Raw genomic sequence first — 16,908 nt, forward strand, 5'->3', positions numbered from 1 at the left:
CTCCCGCACCCGCGGGCTCGGCGCCTCCCGGCGGCCAGCGCCGCGAGGGGGGTGCCGCCCCCCCCCCCGCCCGGGGCATCTCGGGTGAGGAACTCTCACGCGGCGGGACGTTCTCGCCGGGCGGGGCTGCGACCTGGAAGACGGCCCGGTAGCCGGGGTCCCGCCACAGCCTCGTGTGCGTGTCGTAGGCGCGCACTTGGCCGCCGTCCAGCCAGATCACCCGTTCGGCCGCCGCGGCCGTCGCCGCCCTGTGCGCCACGATCAGGCGGGTACGGCCCCCCAACTCGCCCGCCAGTGCGCGGCTGACCTGGCGCTCGGTGACGGTGTCCAGGCTCGAGGTCGCGTCGTCGAGGACGAGTAGACGCCTCCCGTGCGCGAAGGCCCTGGCCAGGCCGATCCGCTGACGCTCCCCGCCGGACATCGGGGCGTCGTCGAGCGGCGTGCCGTACCCCAACGGGAGCCTGCGGACGAAGGCGTCGGCGCACGCCGCGCTGGCCGCGGCGCGCACGGCCGCCTCCGCGGGACCCGTACGGCCGAGGCCGATGGCGTCCTCGATCGTCTCACCGACCAGGACGGGGCGCTCGAAGGCGTAGCCGACGGCCTCGCCCAGAGCCCGAGATGACAGCTCGGGCAGCGGCACGCCGTCCAGGGAGACCTGCCCGGCGTCGGGGTCGATCAGGCGGCCCGCGAGGGCGGCGAGCAGGGACTTGCCCGCGCCCGACCGGCCGACGACGGCGACCGAGGATCCGCCGGGAACGGCCAGGTCGATCCCGCGGAGGGGGCCCGCGGTGACGCCGCGCAGCTCCAGGGTGCCTGGACCGGCGGGCAGCGGCAGGTCGCCGTACGCGACCGCGGGCTCCTCGGTCAGCTCCACGAGGCGGGCCGCGGCGGCGCGTGCCCTGGCCAGGCGGCTGACGTAGCCCAGGGCGGCGCCGAGGCCCGCGCCGAGCACGACGTAGCGGGCGGCGGCGTACAGCTCCCCGGCGGTGAGGTCGCCCGCCGCGAGCCGCAGCCCGCCGACGCCGAGCACGGCCACCTCAAGCAGCGGAACCACGGCACCCGCCTGCACGCCCGCCCGCGCGTTGGCCCGCCACATGTCCATGGCGTGCCGGCGAAGTCGGGGAAGGGCGCTCAGCACCCGTGCCCGCTCCCTGTCCTCGGTGCCCGCGGCCGCGATCGTGCGGACCCCGGCGAGGGCGTCGACCAGGCGTGTGGCGATGTCGCTCTGCGTCCGCTGGTAGTCACCGGCGATCGAGGTGCTCGTACTGAGGAAGGCACGCAGCACGAGCGCGATGAGCGCGAGGCCGGCGAGCAGGGTCAGGGCCAGCCACGGGTCGATGAGGACCAACGCCACGATGCCACCGGCGGTTGGCAGGACCAGCGTCGCCCCGGTGACGATCGACTCTGGGCCGCGCCCGACCTCCTCGGCGTTCACTCCCATCCGGGTGACCAGGTCTCCCTCGGGGAAACGGAGGGTCATCGCGGGCCCGACCCCGAGCACGTGCCGCAGGATCCGCAGGCGGAGCCACTGGGTGGCCCGCGCGCCGCTGCCTCCTGCCGCCCAGACGCCCAGGACGTCGCAGGTCGCGATCAGGATCACGACGGCCGCGCAGGTCACGAGCCAGGCGCGGCTCCCGGCTCCGGCCGCGACGAGGCTGTCGACCGTCCTGCCCAGGATGAGCGGGAGCGCCAGTTCGGACAGCGCGCCCACGACGGAGGTGATCACCAGCATGTACAGCCAGGGACCGCTGTGCCGTACGGCCCGCGCCACCAGCCGATCTGCCGTCCGCACCGTTTCTCCTTCGCAGCCGGGTCCTCGTGGAGAGGCCTTCGAAAAGGGCGATGCCCGGGACGGCTGCCGTCGCCGGCCGTCCCGGGCACCTGTCTCACTAGTGGCAGAGCAGCAGGCTGAGGTTGCTCGGCGTGTGGGACTCGCAGCCGAGGACGGTCAGGGTGCTACCGCCGCCGCCGCCGTGGCCGCCGCCGGGGGTCTCCAGGGTCTGCAGGTCGAGAAGAACCATGGTGTTACTCCACTTCTTGGGAACGAGTAGTGCCGGTGACTTCGTGGAAAAGGGGTGCCGATCAGTGGCAGAGCAGCAGGCTGAGGTTGCTCGGCGTGTGGGACTCGCAGCCGAGGACGGTCAGGGTGCTACCGCCGCCACCGCCACCGCCGCCGCCGGGGGTCTCCAGGGTCTGCAGGTCGAGAAGAACCATGGTGTTACTCCACTTCTGGTGAGCTGGAAGGACTAGTGGCACAGGAGGAGGCTGAGCGCGCTCGGGGTGTGGGACTCGCAGCCGAGGACGGTGAGAGTGCTGCCGCCACCGCCGTGGCCGCCGCCGTTGGGGGCTTCCAGGCTCTGCAGGTCGAGAAGTACCATGTGTTTTTACACCTCCTTCGATGGCTCGTGGGAGTGAAGCCGCTCGGCGGGTTCACGCACAGGCGTTGCCTTGGCCAGGGAGCCTGTGCCGCCGGGCGGTCCGGTGAAGGGGAGGAGCACCGGCCCGTCGTGCAGGGCGGTGCTCATCGCAAAGAGGACTCCGGCCGTGCCGGTCGCGAAGTCCATGGAGAGTCGCAGCAGCTGGTCGCCGGGGAAGGCAAGGCCGCCGCCGTACGGCAGTGCGTGCCAGCCCAGCCCGCGCAGCTGCGCGGCCATGTTGATGTCGATGTCGGCGCCGACGCCCGGGGCTGGGGCGCTCTGTGCCGCCGCCTGTCTCGCGGCGAGGGCCACGATCATGCCGGCCCGTCCCGTGAACAGGCCGGGCTGGACGTAGAAGCCTCCCCGGGTGACGAGCTCGCAGCCGTTCAGCGCGGCCCTGAAACGCTCATCGTCGCGGTGGGCCAGATAACGGGCCAGTGCCAGGCCGATGCCGACGGACCCCTCGTCGAGATAGGGAAGGATGCGCCAGCCCTGGGTGACCTGGAGGGAGCCGTCCTCGCTCACGGTGCACCGGCGCAGGTCCTGTCGGAGCGCCACGGCCGCACTGTCGAGCAGCGAGGCGTCGCCGCTGCGCTCGTAGGCGTGGGTGAGGAGCAGAGCAACTCCTGAGGAGCCGTACATCAGCCCGGCACGGGGGTTGCTCCCCCCGCTGATCTCCGGCACGTCGTCGGGGCCGCCGAGCCTGTCCGCGCAGACGCAGGCGATCCGGTGCGCCAGCTCGGTGAGGCCGGGCTCGCCGGTCGTCTCGCCCAGGTGGAACAGGTTGAGCCCGATGCCGGATAGACCGCCGAACATGCCCGGATCCAGCGCCTCCCACCTCTCCCGCAGGCACCGCTCGACGATGTCGAGCGCGTCCTGGCGATACCCGAGCAGGTCCAGGACGTGGGCCACCCCGTGCAGGCCGTCGTAGAAGCCGAGGCCCGTTCCCGGAGCGGGGTCCAGCGCTCTGCGGCGCAGCCACTCCTCGTGCTCGGGGAAGCGGCCCATCCCCGCCCGTTCCAGGGCATAGAGCACCCCCGCGGCGCCGTGGGCGAAGTTGATGCCCCCGCCGGGGCGGAACTGGGCCACGTCTCCGGGGAAGAGGCGATCCTCGCGCTCGGGGGTCGCGCTCGCCAGGATCGCCCTGGTCATCGCCTCCCTGATCTCCGGCCAGCCGTCGCGTCCAGGCCGGGGAATCAGTGGAGGCGTCACCTGCCGCTCGCCCACGATGGTGCCGACCGCCTCTTCGACCACCTGGGGCGGCACCGGGAAGGTCTCCGTGATCAGCTCGGCCAGTTGCAGGATCTTGGCCCGGTCGAGCGGAAGCATGATGGTCAGCTGCGGGGCGAACAGCCCGAAGCACAGGCACGCCAGGGCGTAGACGTCGATGTCGACGCCGTGCAGGCCGGGCGGCGCCCCGAAGGCTGGATGCCCCAGGGCCGCGCGGCCCCGGTCCGCCGCCAGGGTCGCCACCTCGTAGTCGATCAGGACGAGGCGTTCGTCACCGGTGACGAGGATGTTGTTCGGGTGCAGGTCGCCGAAGACCACGCCGCGTCCGTGCAGGGACTCGACCGCCTGCCTGACCTTCGGGAGCGTTTCGAGCACCCACGAGGTGTACGTGGCGAGTGCCTCGTCGTCGCAGTCCACCCTGGTCAGGGGATACTTCTGGACCAGGATCCGCTGCAGCGGGTTGCCGTCGACGAACTCCTGCACCAGGAAGTGGTGGTCGCCGAGCGTGAAGTAGTCGATCAGGGCGGGCACCGCGTCGAGCCCGGACAGCCGTTCCAGCATGTCGCGCTCATGCGCCAGCCGCGCGACCGCGTCCCGCCCCGCGGCGTCGAGCCCGGCGTGCGGGCGCGCCTCCTTCAGCACGACGCGGGCACCGGTGCGCTGGTCGCGCCCGAGGTAGACGCCCCCGCCGTTCGAGAACTGCAGGACGCTCTCGACCTGGTACGGCAGGCCGTTCGTCGTGACCGCGTTGCGGGCCGTGAGGTGGGGCTCGAGGAACCCCGGCAGCGTCACCCACGAGGGCACGGTGAAGGCGGGCTCCCTGACGTCAGGGACGAGGCGCCCGTCACCGTCCTCGACGGCCAGCACCGGCTCGCCGTTCTCGCCCAGGCAGTGCCGTGGCACGAAGCCTCCGTACCGCACGAACAGCGGGCCCTCGCCGTAGCGCAGGTCGCTCAGGACATAGGGCCCCTTGACGCCCCGCAGCAGCTCGTCAAGTTCCTTCAGAACGAGTTCGAGCTGGCCCTCGTCCACAGGGTAGATCGTCACAAGCTTGCCGCTCGAGCCCCGGGCCGCGGCCTTGGAGTTCAGCATGGTCATCACCGGCAGGCTGCGCAGGAACTTGAACGCGACGCCTCGCGAGACGCAGTAGTCCCAGACGACATCGAGGGCGCGCTCGGCGTCCTCGGCGCACGCCGACACATGGATCTTCCAGCCCTGCGCGGGAGTTTTCCCGCCGGCCGGCGCGTAGTGCATCCAGGTGTCGCTCGCCTGGTGCCTCCAGCCCGCCGGCACCTCCCGAGTGGCCTGGGGGAAATCGGGGTGTTCGCCCCGGCGGCCGTCAAGGGTGTCGTAAAAGATCCGGTCCGCGAGGCAATAAAGCTCATACTGGTCATTCACGGCAATCTCCCTGCTGTCTTCCAGAAGAGAGAATTCCGGATAACCCGAGAAATGACTAGTTACAAACTCCACGAGTCGCGTATGCGAAATTCACAGGTTTAATCGTGAAGTTGTGCGCTACCTGGGCGTTCGCGACATAGGTGAAACTTATTCAGAAAACTTTCCGGGGACTTCGGCGATCAGCTTGAACCAGCCGTCCTCGCCGGTTGTGGTCCGCAGCGTGCCGCCGATCCCGGCGACGCGGTGCCGCAGGTTGTCCAGGCCGTCGCCGCCGGGGCTGGGTCGCTCAAGGCGGGGCGCGCCGTCGTTGGCGACGGTCAGCCGCAGCAGGCCGTCCTGTTCGGTCAGCTCGATCACGCACCTGCCGGGCGTGCTGTGCCGCAGCATGTTCGTGACGCCCTCGCGGACCACGGTTCCCAGGACTGCGCTGACGTTTCTGGGCAGTCCTGCGGACTCGATCCCGGCCGAGCAGTCGACTCCAAAGCTTGTCAGCAGGGCCTCGGCCCGCGTGCTCTCTCCCTGGAGAGACAGGTGTCGGTTGCCCTTGGAAACGTGGCGCACCGCGTGTGCGGCGTGCCGTACGGCCTGGAGTGCCTCGCCTAGCTCGCCGCGCAGCCGGGCGTCGCCCGCCGCGCGCCGGTACGCTAGCTCGCTCTTGATCGACGCCAGCCAGAGCCAGTGCCCGACGAGGTCGTGGACGTCACGCGCGAGCTCCTCCTGGGCCTGTGTGACGGCCCTGTCCCGCTCGGCGCGGAGCCGTCTGATCCGGAGTGCCAGGGCCGCGGTGACGGCCAGCGAGACCAGCAGGATCCCGCCCGCGATCGCCATGACGGCGTACAGCTGGTGCGGCATCAACAACTCTTACGGAGGAGGCGCATACATCGCAATAAAGTCAAAAAACCGTTTAATTGTCAATGAACAAGAACACTACTCGGTGGCGGTCGGCCGCCGAAAGAATGACGTCGGGCCGTTATGTGTTATGGATCCCATAACATTGACTCATGGTCGCCTGAGCCGGAGGGGTCAGGCGGTTTTCCGGATGCCGATTCCCGGTGACGCGACGCTCCGGCTCGCCACGGTGCCGTGGGCCTGTTCGTGGGGTCGCCGGGACGTGCCGGGGCCGTTCGGCTGCCCGGCACGAGGCCGGGGCGCTCAGCGCGGGAGCAGCGGCAGCGGGCTCAGCAGGTAGGCACCGAAGACCAGGGCGGCGCCGGCGACCAGGAGGAAGAGGAAGATCCAGAATCCGGCGGGCAGGAAAGTCAGTCGGGCGAGCTGGTCGGCGTCCGAGTCGGGGGTGTGGCCGTGGCGGCGCTTGCGACGCAGCTCCAGGATTGGCCGGATACCGCCGAACAGCAGGAACCACACGGCCAGGTAGGCCAGGACCGCGTCCATGTCAGGTGCGGAGTACCAGGTGAAGGCGAAGATCGCCCCGCCGGTCGCCAGCAGGCTCACAACGCCGAAGAGGTTGCGGATCAGCAACAGCATGCAGAGGAGCAGCCCGATCATGATCGTGATCAGCACCGTCACGTGACCCGCGGAGGTCAGCCACGCCCCGCCGAGCCCCAGCAGGGAGGGGGCGACGTATCCGGCGGCGGCGGTCAGGATCATCCCCGGCCCTGTCGGTCTGCCCCGGGTGAGAGTGACCCCTGAGGTGTCCGAGTGCAGCCGGATGCCCTGCAACTTGCGCCGGGTGAGCAGCGCCATCAGCGCGTGCCCGCCCTCGTGCGCGATCGTGATCAGGCCCCGCGACAGCTGCCACGAGGTGGACCACGTCACCACGGCCATGGCCGCCAGCGCGGACAGCAGCACGACCCACGCGGGCGGCCCCGCCTGGGCCCTGGTCAGAGCCCCCCAGACCTCGGACAACGATCACTTCTCCTTCACGACGTCGAAGCAAAGCGTCCCACGACATCCGGTGTGCTGGCGATAAAAAATCACGTTCCTCCAGCATGGATGCCTGTCCTTTAGGGCGAGGAGTAGACGCGGAACGGTCCCTCATGTGTCCTCTGAATTTTCTCCGCGGGGCTTGTCGCGGTCGCCGGGCCTGCGATGACCAAGCCGGCATCGCGTGACCGCCCCGTGGCATGGGGCGCATGACTCCCCGCTCGGGGGACTGGACGCTCGACTTCGCGTGCCGTACCCCCGGATGTCTTCCCTCGGTCATCTTGCGCCCCGACCCTGGAGTCCGCGCCCACGCGCGGAGCGTGCGTCGATCGCCGGCTGCTGCTCGATCCGGCTGCCGATTACACTCGGTCATCGAAACACCCATGATCGGGGGAAATCGCGTGAACGACCGGAATCTTGGGCTTATCAGGAGCTTCTACGACGCCTTCGCCCGCCGCGACTCCGAGGCCATGGAACAGTGCTACCACCCCGACGTCACCTTTGGAGATCCCGTCTTCCAGGAGCTGGAGGGCAGGGGCAGGGTCATGGGCATGTGGCGGATGCTGCTGGGCCGCAACGGCGACGTCGGTGTGACGGTCAGGGACGTCACCGCGCGGGACCACGACGGCACGGCGCACTGGACCGTCCGTTACACCTTCGGCGGCACGGGTAGGCCCGTGGTCAACGAGATCGACGCCCTGTTCAGGTTCGAGGACGACCTGATCATCCGGCATCACGACGAATTCGACTTCAGGCGCTGGTCCAGGATGGCGCTGGGCAGGCCGGGTGGCCTGTTGTTCGGCTGGACTCCCATGTTTCGGGCGACGATCCGGGGCGGGGCGATGCAGTCGCTGGATGACTTCATGAGAGCCGGATGAGGAGACAGTCGTGGCTGATCGGCAGATGCGAAGCATATTGAGCCTGGTGCGCGGGCGCTCCGGCGACGTCCACGACTCTCCCGAGCGGTCGATGGACCCCCGCGCGGACGACCAGCCGCTGCCGCCCCGCTCGCATGTCATCGACAACGCGATCTACGTGAACGGGTGCAGGGACGTGACCCCCGAGTCTCTGCCCGAGGCCTTCGAGTTCCTGAAGAAGACGCCGGACAGCATGGCCTGGATCGGCTTCTACCGTCCAGAGGACGCGGTGATCCTCAACGTCGCCGAGGAGTTCGACCTGCACGAACTCGCCGTCGAGGACGCCATCGTCGCCCACCAGCGGCCCAAGGCCGACCGTTACGGCGACACGCTGTTCGTGGTGCTGCGTCCCGCCAGATACATCGACGAGACCGAGGAGGTCGACTTCGGGGAACTGCACGTCTTCGTCGGCCACAACTTCGTGATCACCGTACGGCACAGCGAGGCCCCCGACCTTTCGCAGGCCCGCAGGCGGATGGAGGGCGACCCCGAACTGCTCGCCCAGGGCCCGCAGGCGGTGCTCTACGCCATCCTGGACGCGGTCGTCGACGGCTACGCGCCGGTGGTCGCGGGACTGCAGAACGACATCGACGAGATCGAGGTCCAGGTCTTCGGCAACCAGCCCAGCGTCTCCCGCCGCATCTACGAGCTCTCACGCGAGGTGATCGAGTTCCAGCGGGCCACCCAGCCGCTGCTCGAGATGATCGAGGGGCTCATCGCGGGGGCGGCCAAGTACGGTGTGGACCAGGAGGTGCAGAGGCACCTGCGTGACGTCGCCGACCACGCGATCACCGTGGTCGAGCGGGTCGGTGGCTTCCGCCAGATGCTTCACGACATCCTGGTGGTCAACTCGACCATGGTCGCTCAGGCCCAGAACGAGCACATGACCGACCTCACAGAGGCCAGCAACGCCCAGAACGAGGAGGTCAAGAAGATCTCCGCCTGGGCGGCCATCCTCTTCGCCCCGACACTCGTCGGCACCATCTACGGCATGAACTTCGACGTCATGCCGGAGATCCACTGGTCGTTCGGCTACCCGTTCGCCGTGCTCCTGATGGCCGCCGTCTGTACGACCCTCTACGTGGTCTTCAAACGCCGCGACTGGCTGTAGGACCGGGCGTGTCACCCGGCCCAGAGGCCCCTGCACCGCAGCCCTCACCGGGCGGCGGAGTCCTCAGAGCGTCTGGAAGTAGAGCCGGTAGTCGTCGCCGTCGTGCAACATCGCCACCCGGCCGAGGTCGCTGTTGGACGGGTAGCCCTCTAGGTTCAGCTGCGGGATCGAGTCGTGGGCGTACTGGTACTCGTGCGCGGAGGCGTTCCACGACCCCTGGGAGAACCTGTCGTTCTGCCCGTAGTGGAAGGCGTAGATGCGGTACGTGGTGCCGTCGTGCAGCATCGACCAGCGTGACCAGTCGGTGTCCGGGGGGAAGCCGGTGATCCGCAGGACGGGAATGTAGTCGTCGTACGACCACCGGTAGGTCGAGGTTCCCGGCACGTGGACGAACTGGTAGAGGGTGGTGGGGTCGCCGAGCTTGCGCAGGTAGGCGTGGTAGGCCTCGCCGCTGTGCAGTAGCGAGATGCTGCCGCTGTCGGCGTCGGCAGGCATGTTCGCCAGGGTGAGGACCGGGATCGAGTCGTGGCCGTAGGCGTAGGAGGTGCCGTTCCAGGCGAACTGGTAGAGGGTGTCGCGGCTACCGTCCCTGAAGGCGTAGAGACGGTAGTCGGTGCCGTCGTGGAGCATCGAGCAGCGGCGGAAGGTGGTGTCGGCGGGCGCGCCGGTGATCGGGATGTTGGGTATTGAGTTGTAGCCGTATCGGTAGATGTCGCTGCCGGGCACCCAGGCGCCTTGGTTGACGGAGACCATCGACCCTCCACGCGTGAAACGAAACGACGGACATGACGCATGCTTTGCCACGAGACGGTAAAGCAGCCTCGTGATTTTTTCCGGCCGAATCGTGCTGCGTTTTTATGACAATTTTCTAATATGTCATCGCTGATGGCCCCCGCGGGGGCGAAAGCGGATTGTTTGGACGTCTCGTGAGGAATTTGCCGGATTTGCGAGGAAGGAAAGGCCGGGTGGGTCAATAGTGGGATATGTCGAATATGTGGCGAATTGGCATTGTGGTTGATTCGGTGGCCGCCCCTGGGGTGTTCGGCGGCTCTCGCCGTACCGGAACGCGAAGAAGCCCCGGCGCACGGCCGGGGCCTCCTGTGTCTGTGGTCAGCCGAGCTTGGCCAGGATCAGGTCGAGCTTGCCGTCCATGGAGTCCATGCGTCCCTCCATGGAGTCCATGCGTCCCTCCATGGAGTCCATCCGGCTCTCCATGGAGCTCATCCGGCCGCCCAGTTCGTCTACCTTGCTCTCCAGGCCGTCTACCTTGCTCTCCAGAGCGTCTACCTTGCTCCCCAGGCCGTCTACCTTGCTCTCCAGACCATCTACCTTGCTCTCCAGGCCGTCCACTTTTCCGGTGAGCGCGGCGAGGTCCTCCTTGGTGGCCATCCTGTTCATGATCTCTTCGAGCATCGGGGAGGTGTACGTCATGATCTCCTCCCGGATGATCGCGGGGAGATTGTCGTGGGTCTTCTTGATTTCGGTGAGGTCCGCGTCCGTCCTGAAGGCCCAGGATTCGAGCGTCGCCACTCGCAGGTCGGTGCTCTTCGTCGCCACGGCGGGCATGGTATCTCCTGATCGGGGGGATGGGGGCTCTGTTCACCGGTGAACCGCGTCAAGAGGCCGTAACGGTGTGTCGCCAATTGAACACGAAAAGGGAAGCGGCGGGTGGGGTTTCGCGGGTTCTTGGTCAGGCCAGCAGTTTGCGCGCCGCGTCCTCGATCTCGGTCTCCGACAGCAGCACGTGCCCGGCCGCCTCGCCCAGCGGGACGAAGCTGTCGGCCGAGGTCACCCGGGCGACCCGGCCGGTGAAACCGGCGTCGAGCAGCTCGGCCACGACGCTCTCCGAGACACCGCCCGCGCGGCGGGTCTCGTCGGCGATCAGCACCCTTCCGGTCAGCTCCGCCGCGTGCAGCAGATCCTCGACCGGCAGTGGGGAGAGCCAGCGCAGGTCCAGGACCCGGCAGCCGTAGCCCTCCGCGGTGAGCCTGATCGCGGCGCGCAGGCTCATCCGCACGCCGTTGCCGAACGTCACGATGGTCAGGTCGCGGCCGTCGCCGTAGCCGCGTGCCCTGCCGACCGGGACGTGCGTCTCCGCCCAGCGGGCCGGTGGCACGTACGGCGAGAGCCAGCCGTTGTCGCCGTTGGCGAACAGGTCGCGGGTGTTGTACAGGGCGATCGGCTCGAGGAAGACGCACACGCTGCCGTCCACGCGGGCGGCCGCCATACAGGTGCGCAGCATTGAGGCTGCGTCGTCCGGGCGCGCAGGCGACGCCACGATGAGACCGGGGATGTCGCGGAGCGCGGCGACGGAGTTGTCGTTGTGGAAGTGGCCGCCAAAGCCCTTCTGGTAGGCGTAGGCGGCGACGCGGACGACCATCGGGTTGCGGAACGCCCCCTGGGAGAAGAACGGCAGCGTCGCGGCCTCGCCCCTGATCTGGTCCAGCGCGTTGTGCAGATAGGCGAGGTACTGGATCTCGGGCACAGGCACCAGCCCGGAGACGCCGGAGCCGAGCGCCAGGCCCAGCACGGCCTGCTCGTCGAGGAGGGTGTCGAACACCCGGGCCGCGCCGAAGCGTTTCTGCAGCCCTCGCGTGACACCGTAGACGCCGCCCTTGCGGGCCACGTCCTCTCCGAAGACCAGCACGTCGGGATGGGCGGCCAGCTGGTCGGCCAGGGTCCGGTTGATCGCCTGGGAGAGGGTCAGCGGGCCCTCCCGCTCCGGCAGCCTGCCCGCGAAGGCCTTCTCCCTGGAGTCGGCGGCCACCGCGCAGGCCGCGGCGACGGCCCGCGGGGTCCGGGGGGCGAGCGGCTTCATGACGTCGGCGGCAGAGCCGAGGCGTGGGCGCCGTGAGCTCTCCAGGGCCATCTTGAGCAGGTGCTCTCGCGTCGTCTCGTAGTGCAGCAGCAGCTCCTCCGGCGTGGCCAGGCCCGCCTCGACGAGCAGCCTGGCGGTGGCGACGAGGGGATCGCGTTCCAGGTCGGCGTTGATCTCCCGCTTCGTCCGGTAGGACAGCTCGACGTCCGAGCCCGCGTGACCCATCAGCCGGACGGTGCCGAGATGCAGCAGGGCGGGGGAGCGGCGCAGGCGGACGTGTTCGACGGCCGACCTGGCCACGTCGTGGATCTCGGCGAGGTCGCAGCCGTCGGCCGCGAAGTAGGTCAGCCGGGGATGGCGTGCGGCCTCGACCCAGCCTCTCGGGGTCCGCACGCTGATGCCCAGGCCGTTGTCCTCGCAGACGAACAGGATCGGCAGCGCCAGTCCCTGGTAGGAGACGTAGCCCGCGGTGTTGAGAGCCGACAGCGCGCTCGCGTGGTTGGCCGAGGCGTCTCCGAAGCTGCACACCGTGATCGCGTCGTCGGGCCAGGCCCCCCGCAGGCCGAGCAGGCGGGAACGTTCGATGGCGAAGGCGACGCCGACGGCACGCGGCAGGTGGCTGGCGATCGTTGAGGTCTGCGGGATCACCGCCAGGCCCGCATGGCCGAAGACCTTGTGCCGGCCTCCCGCGATCGGTTCCTCGGCCGCGGCGGTCAGGCCGAGCAGCACGTCGCGCAGGCCCTCCTCCGGCAGCCGCCCCGCCATCGCAGACCTGGCCAGGTAGAAGGCTCCCGAGCGGTAGTGCAGGAGGGCGGGGTCGGTGGCGCGCAGCGCGGCGGCGACCGCCGCGTTGCCCTCGTGCCCTGACGAGCCGATGGTGTAGAAGCCCTCATCCTGCTCGCGTAGCCAGCGCGCGGCGACGTCCAGGAGTCTGCTGCCGAGCTGGAACTCGAACAGCTCGCGGCACCGGGCTCCGGTCAGGCCCGTGCCCTCGCGCACGGGCATGCGGGGGTCACGCGGCGGCCCGGGAGACAGGGCGGCCACCGCCTCGGCGAAATGGGTCTCAACCGCGTCGCGCGCCACAGCCCGATTATGTCCCCATCGGCGTCTCCCGCACCGGACCTTGGTGTCTTTGGGGGCCTGTGGACGGCGGTTCGGGGCGTCGTGGCCGGTGGAACAGCCTTTCCGACGAAGATTCATGACAGCTTGTCAGATCTATCAACCGATGACCTGACTTATACGTCTACTTGAAGTAATGACGTGGCACCCTCAAGCCGCGTACACCCAACGGGAAGGACGGAAGACCCGAATGGTGAAACGCATTCGTGTCGCTGTCGTGGCAGCACTGGGCGTGGCGGCCCTGGTCGCCGGCCCGGCTGTGACGGCATCCGCGGGAACGAGCACGGCAGATCCCGCGGTCACCGACGTATCAGTCAGCCCCAACCCCGTCGAGGTCAAGGGCGCAGAGACGGTGAAGGTCACCTTCACCGCCGAGACCAGCGGGGACGCCTCGGCCGTCACCGGCTGGATCAAGCCCTCGCTCGGCGTGGAGACGGAGTTCAAGCTGGCCAAGTCCGACGACCTCGGCTCGGGCAGGGCCCGGTGGAAGTTCACCAAGGACGTCAACCGCCAGTTCGCCCCGGGCGCCTGGACCTTCAGGGCGGTGACGGCCAACACCGCGCCCAGGTCCACCGGATTCACCGTCAAGCAGGTCTTCGAGACCGACTTCGACGACATCGCGGCCACCCCGTCGTCCGTGGACGAAGGAGACCGGATCACCCTCACCGGCGTGCTCAGGCAGAACGGGACCAACGGCTGGGCCCCGCTGCCCAACGCCAGGGTCTACCTGGCCTTCAGACCGCTCGGCGGTTCCTACGACCGGCTCCCCGGCAGTGTCGAGACCAACGGTCAGGGCAGGTTCTGGATCAGGGCCAAGGCGCTCAAGACCGGTCACTGGCGGGCCGAGTACGACGGCTCCCCAACCACCCTGGGCGCCAGGAGCGAGACCGACCGCGTCGATGTCAAGGGTGCGGTCCGGCACAGCCGGATCGTCGACTTCGGCGCCAGGCCCGACCCGGTCGACCAGGGCGACCGGATCAGCGTCCGCGGTCTCCTGCAGGCCGACACCGGGAACGGCTGGCAGCCCTACCGGGGCCGTAAGGTCTTCGTCCTGTTCCGCGCCGACGACGGATCCAGGTGGAACGACGCCGCCACCGCCTGGACCGACGAGCACGGCCGCTTCGGCGTCGAGGTGGCCGCCGCGCGTTCCGGCGACTGGCGTGCGGAGTTCGACGGGGCCGACGGCGTCGACGGCTCCAGCAGCGTCGCCGACCACGTGACCGTCCGCGAGCCGGCCCCCGAGCCCGAGCGCGCGGGCAGCCGGATCGCCAGGTTCAACGCCTCGCCCGAGCCCGGCCGCTACGGCCGGTACCTGAGGTTCACCGGCGCGCTCCAGGTCCGTGACGACGACGGATGGGAGGGGTACGGCGCCAAGGTCGGGCTGTACTTCAAGCCCAGAGGGGCGCACAAGTGGCAGTACGTGAAGACCGCCTGGGCCGCGGACAACGGCCGTATCCTCACCAAGGCCAAGGCCTACGGCTCGGGATACTGGAGGATCGTCTTCAAGGGCGACGACGACTTCTATGGCAGCGTCAGCGCCGGCGACTACGTCAGGGTCGTCAGGCGCTGACGCGCGAGCGGTGACGAGAACGAGGTCCGCTCCGGCGTGAACGGACCTGACGGACGGCCCGGGTGCCCGGCACCCGGGCCGTTCCCGTCCGCCGTCCTTGTCCCTGTCCCCGGCATTCCCCGACGTTTCCGTGTCCGAAAGTTAACGATCCTTAACTTCTGGGTGCGATGATCCTTAACTTTGAAGTGCGGCGAGTGCTGTGCGGGCCATGCCCAGTAGCAATTGCGCCATCGTCTCCCTCGGCAGCTCGCCCGCGCTGTGCGGGGTCGAGTTGAGCAGGCCGAAGACGGCGTGTGTCGCGGCGCGCAGGCGGGACGGGGGGCACGAGGGGTGCAGCTCGCTCAGCACCGTGACCCACTCCTCCACGTAGAGGCGCTGGAGCCTGCGGATCTGGCGGCGCGCGGGTTCCGGGACGTTGCCCAGCTCGCGGTCGTGCACGGTGATCAGCGACGGGTGGCTGAGGGCGAACTCGATCTGGCCGGTGAGCAGGGCGTCCAGGGCCAGCTCTGGATCGGGGGCCTCGGTCACCCGGCTCGCCCCCGAGGCGTGCAGGCGCTCGCTGACATCCAGCAGCATCTCGGCGAGCAGGGCCTCCTTGCCGCTGAAGTGCCGGTAGAGGGCGGGGCCGGAGACCCCCACCGCGCCGCCGATGTCCTCGATGGAGACGCCGTGGAAGCCCCGCGCCGCGAACAGCTCGGCCGCGGCGTCCAGGATCTCAACGCGCCGCGTCCCGCGATTGCGGGTAGGGGTTCTGGCAGTCGTCACATCTCGCATGGTAGACGCTGACGTTAATGATGACTAACATCGGCAGTGACGTTAGCGACCGTTAACCAACGGTGACGGAGTTCGGACGAGGATCGGGCAAGGGGGCTCGCATGAGTGGCTGGCCGGTGCTGCGAAGCGCCTGCGATCCTGGCGGTGAGGGTTTCAAGGGCAACGCGGAGACCAACGAGCGGCTCGTCGCCGACCTCGGAGAGCGGGTCGCCGCCGCCGGGCTCGGCGGCCCGGAGAGGTCGCGCGCCAGGCACGTCGCCCGCGGCAAGCTGCTGCCCCGCGACCGCGTCGACACCCTGCTCGACCCGGGCTCGCGCTTCCTGGAGCTCTCCCAGCTCGCCGCGACCGGGATGTACGGCGACGAGGCGCCCGCGGCCGGGATCATCACCGGAGTCGGCCGGGTCTCGGGGCGCGAGTGCGTGGTCGTCGCCAACGACGCGACGGTCAAGGGCGGCACCTACTACCCGATCACCGTCAAGAAACATCTGCGGGCCCAGGAGGTCGCCCTCCACAACAACCTGCCCTGCCTGTACCTCGTCGACTCGGGCGGCGCGTTCCTGCCCAGGCAGGACGAGGTCTTCCCGGACCGCGAGCACTTCGGCCGCATCTTCTACAACCAGGCGACCATGTCGGCGCGTGGCATCCCGCAGATCGCCGCAGTCCTCGGCTCCTGTACGGCGGGCGGCGCCTACGTCCCCGCGATGAGCGACGAGGCGGTGATCGTCCGCAACCAGGGCACGATCTTCCTGGGCGGCCCGCCCCTGGTCAAGGCCGCGACGGGAGAGGAGGTCACCGTGGAGGAGCTGGGCGGCGGCGACCTGCACGCCAGGGTCAGCGGTGTCACCGACCACCTGGCCGAGGACGACTCCCACGCCCTGCGGATCGTCCGCGACATCGTGGCCACCCTCGCGCCGAGGAACCCGTCCCCCTGGGACCGCGTCCCCGCGGAGAAGCCCGCGCACGACCCCCGTGACCTGTACGGCATCGTCCCCGCCGACACCCGCACGCCGTACGACGTGCGGGAGATCATCGCCCGCGTCGTGGACGGCAGCCGCTTCCTGGAGTTCAAGGCCGAGTACGGCACCACACTCGTCACCGGCTTCGCCCACATCCACGGCCACCCCGTCGGGGTCGTCGCGAACAACGGCATCCTGTTCGCCGAGTCCGCGCTCAAGGGCGCGCACTTCATCGAGCTGTGCGACCGCAGGGGCATCCCCCTGCTCTTCCTGCAGAACATCAGCGGCTTCATGGTCGGCAAGGCCTACGAGGCGGGCGGCATCGCCAAGCACGGAGCGAAGATGGTCACCGCCGTCGCCTGTGCCAGGGTGCCGAAGTTCACCGTGGTCGTCGGCGGCTCGTTCGGCGCGGGCAACTACGCGATGGCCGGTCGTGCCTACTCGCCGCGCTTCCTGTGGATGTGGCCGAACGCCCGCATCTCGGTGATGGGCGGAGAGCAGGCCGCGAACGTGCTCTCCACGGTCGGCGACGCGGACCCCGACGCCATCCGCAGGCAGTACGAGGACCAGGGCAACCCCTACTACTCGACCGCCCGCCTCTGGGACGACGGCGTCATCGACCCCCTCGACACCCGCACCGTCCTCGGCTTGGCCCTGTCCGCCGCGGCCAACGCCCCCCTCGACCCCGTCGGCTACGGCGTCTTCCGGATGTGA

General features: G+C 69.3%; 15 protein-coding genes. 4 read left to right on the forward strand and 11 right to left on the reverse strand.

Annotated elements, in window-relative coordinates:
• The 7 genes from AB0395_RS13605 to AB0395_RS13635 all read right to left on the reverse strand — a co-directional run.
• A partial coding sequence (locus tag AB0395_RS13605; RefSeq protein ID WP_366280408.1) for an ABC transporter ATP-binding protein occupies window positions 1-1,792 on the reverse strand: 1,792 nt, incomplete at its 3' end.
• 97 nt (window positions 1,793-1,889) lie between these two features.
• The gene (locus AB0395_RS13610; protein ID WP_366280410.1) at window positions 1,890-2,021 is read right to left on the reverse strand and encodes a SapB/AmfS family lanthipeptide; all 132 of its coding nucleotides are present in this window, start codon (window positions 2,019-2,021) and stop codon (window positions 1,890-1,892) included.
• A 61-nt stretch (window positions 2,022-2,082) separates the two neighbouring features.
• Entirely contained in the window at window positions 2,083-2,214 is a 132-nt protein-coding gene (locus tag AB0395_RS13615; protein ID WP_366280411.1) for a SapB/AmfS family lanthipeptide, read from the reverse strand.
• A 32-nt stretch (window positions 2,215-2,246) separates the two neighbouring features.
• Window positions 2,247-2,378, reverse strand: a complete 132-nt coding sequence (locus tag AB0395_RS13620; RefSeq protein ID WP_366280413.1) for a SapB/AmfS family lanthipeptide — start codon at window positions 2,376-2,378, stop codon at window positions 2,247-2,249.
• 6 nt (window positions 2,379-2,384) lie between these two features.
• Window positions 2,385-5,045: a class III lanthionine synthetase LanKC gene (gene lanKC / locus AB0395_RS13625; protein ID WP_366280414.1), complete on the reverse strand. Its 2,661-nt coding sequence runs from the start codon at window positions 5,043-5,045 to the stop codon at window positions 2,385-2,387.
• Between the two features lie 147 nt (window positions 5,046-5,192).
• A complete protein-coding gene (locus AB0395_RS13630; RefSeq protein WP_366280416.1) occupies window positions 5,193-5,897 on the reverse strand; it encodes a histidine kinase in 705 nt (234 codons plus the stop codon).
• 300 nt (window positions 5,898-6,197) lie between these two features.
• Complete coding sequence (locus AB0395_RS13635; protein WP_366280418.1) at window positions 6,198-6,911, reverse strand: M50 family metallopeptidase; 714 nt, start codon at window positions 6,909-6,911, stop codon at window positions 6,198-6,200.
• Window positions 6,912-7,330: 419 nt separating this feature from the next.
• Between AB0395_RS13635 and AB0395_RS13640 the strand changes: the two genes are divergently transcribed.
• The gene (locus tag AB0395_RS13640; protein ID WP_366280419.1) at window positions 7,331-7,807 is read left to right on the forward strand and encodes a nuclear transport factor 2 family protein; all 477 of its coding nucleotides are present in this window, start codon (window positions 7,331-7,333) and stop codon (window positions 7,805-7,807) included.
• 10 nt (window positions 7,808-7,817) lie between these two features.
• Entirely contained in the window at window positions 7,818-8,957 is a 1,140-nt protein-coding gene (locus AB0395_RS13645) for a magnesium and cobalt transport protein CorA (protein ID WP_366280421.1), read from the forward strand.
• Window positions 8,958-9,020: 63 nt separating this feature from the next.
• Here the strand turns inward: AB0395_RS13645 and AB0395_RS13650 are convergent, their stop codons facing one another.
• The 3 genes from AB0395_RS13650 to AB0395_RS13660 form a co-directional block, all read right to left on the reverse strand.
• Window positions 9,021-9,710 carry a hypothetical protein gene (locus tag AB0395_RS13650; protein WP_366280422.1) on the reverse strand — a complete coding sequence of 230 codons (690 nt, stop codon included), beginning with the start codon at window positions 9,708-9,710 and terminating at the stop codon, window positions 9,021-9,023.
• A gap of 357 nt (window positions 9,711-10,067) precedes the next feature.
• Complete coding sequence (locus AB0395_RS13655) at window positions 10,068-10,514, reverse strand: DUF16 domain-containing protein (protein WP_366280424.1); 447 nt, start codon at window positions 10,512-10,514, stop codon at window positions 10,068-10,070.
• A gap of 133 nt (window positions 10,515-10,647) precedes the next feature.
• Window positions 10,648-12,858 (reverse strand): thiamine pyrophosphate-dependent enzyme, encoded by a 2,211-nt coding sequence (locus tag AB0395_RS13660; protein WP_366280426.1) that lies wholly within the window; start codon window positions 12,856-12,858, stop codon window positions 10,648-10,650.
• A 253-nt stretch (window positions 12,859-13,111) separates the two neighbouring features.
• Here AB0395_RS13660 and AB0395_RS13665 point away from each other — a divergent pair, with 253 nt between their 5' ends.
• A complete protein-coding gene (locus AB0395_RS13665; protein ID WP_366280427.1) occupies window positions 13,112-14,464 on the forward strand; it encodes a hypothetical protein in 1,353 nt (450 codons plus the stop codon).
• A 174-nt stretch (window positions 14,465-14,638) separates the two neighbouring features.
• Here AB0395_RS13665 and AB0395_RS13670 read toward each other — a convergent pair whose 3' ends face one another.
• Complete coding sequence (locus AB0395_RS13670; RefSeq protein ID WP_366280429.1) at window positions 14,639-15,238, reverse strand: helix-turn-helix domain-containing protein; 600 nt, start codon at window positions 15,236-15,238, stop codon at window positions 14,639-14,641.
• 101 nt (window positions 15,239-15,339) lie between these two features.
• Between AB0395_RS13670 and AB0395_RS13675 the strand changes: the two genes are divergently transcribed.
• The gene (locus AB0395_RS13675; RefSeq protein ID WP_366280431.1) at window positions 15,340-16,908 is read left to right on the forward strand and encodes a carboxyl transferase domain-containing protein; all 1,569 of its coding nucleotides are present in this window, start codon (window positions 15,340-15,342) and stop codon (window positions 16,906-16,908) included.

This window comes from Streptosporangium sp. NPDC051023 (assembly GCF_040689595.1).
Taxonomy (GTDB): domain Bacteria; phylum Actinomycetota; class Actinomycetes; order Streptosporangiales; family Streptosporangiaceae; genus Streptosporangium.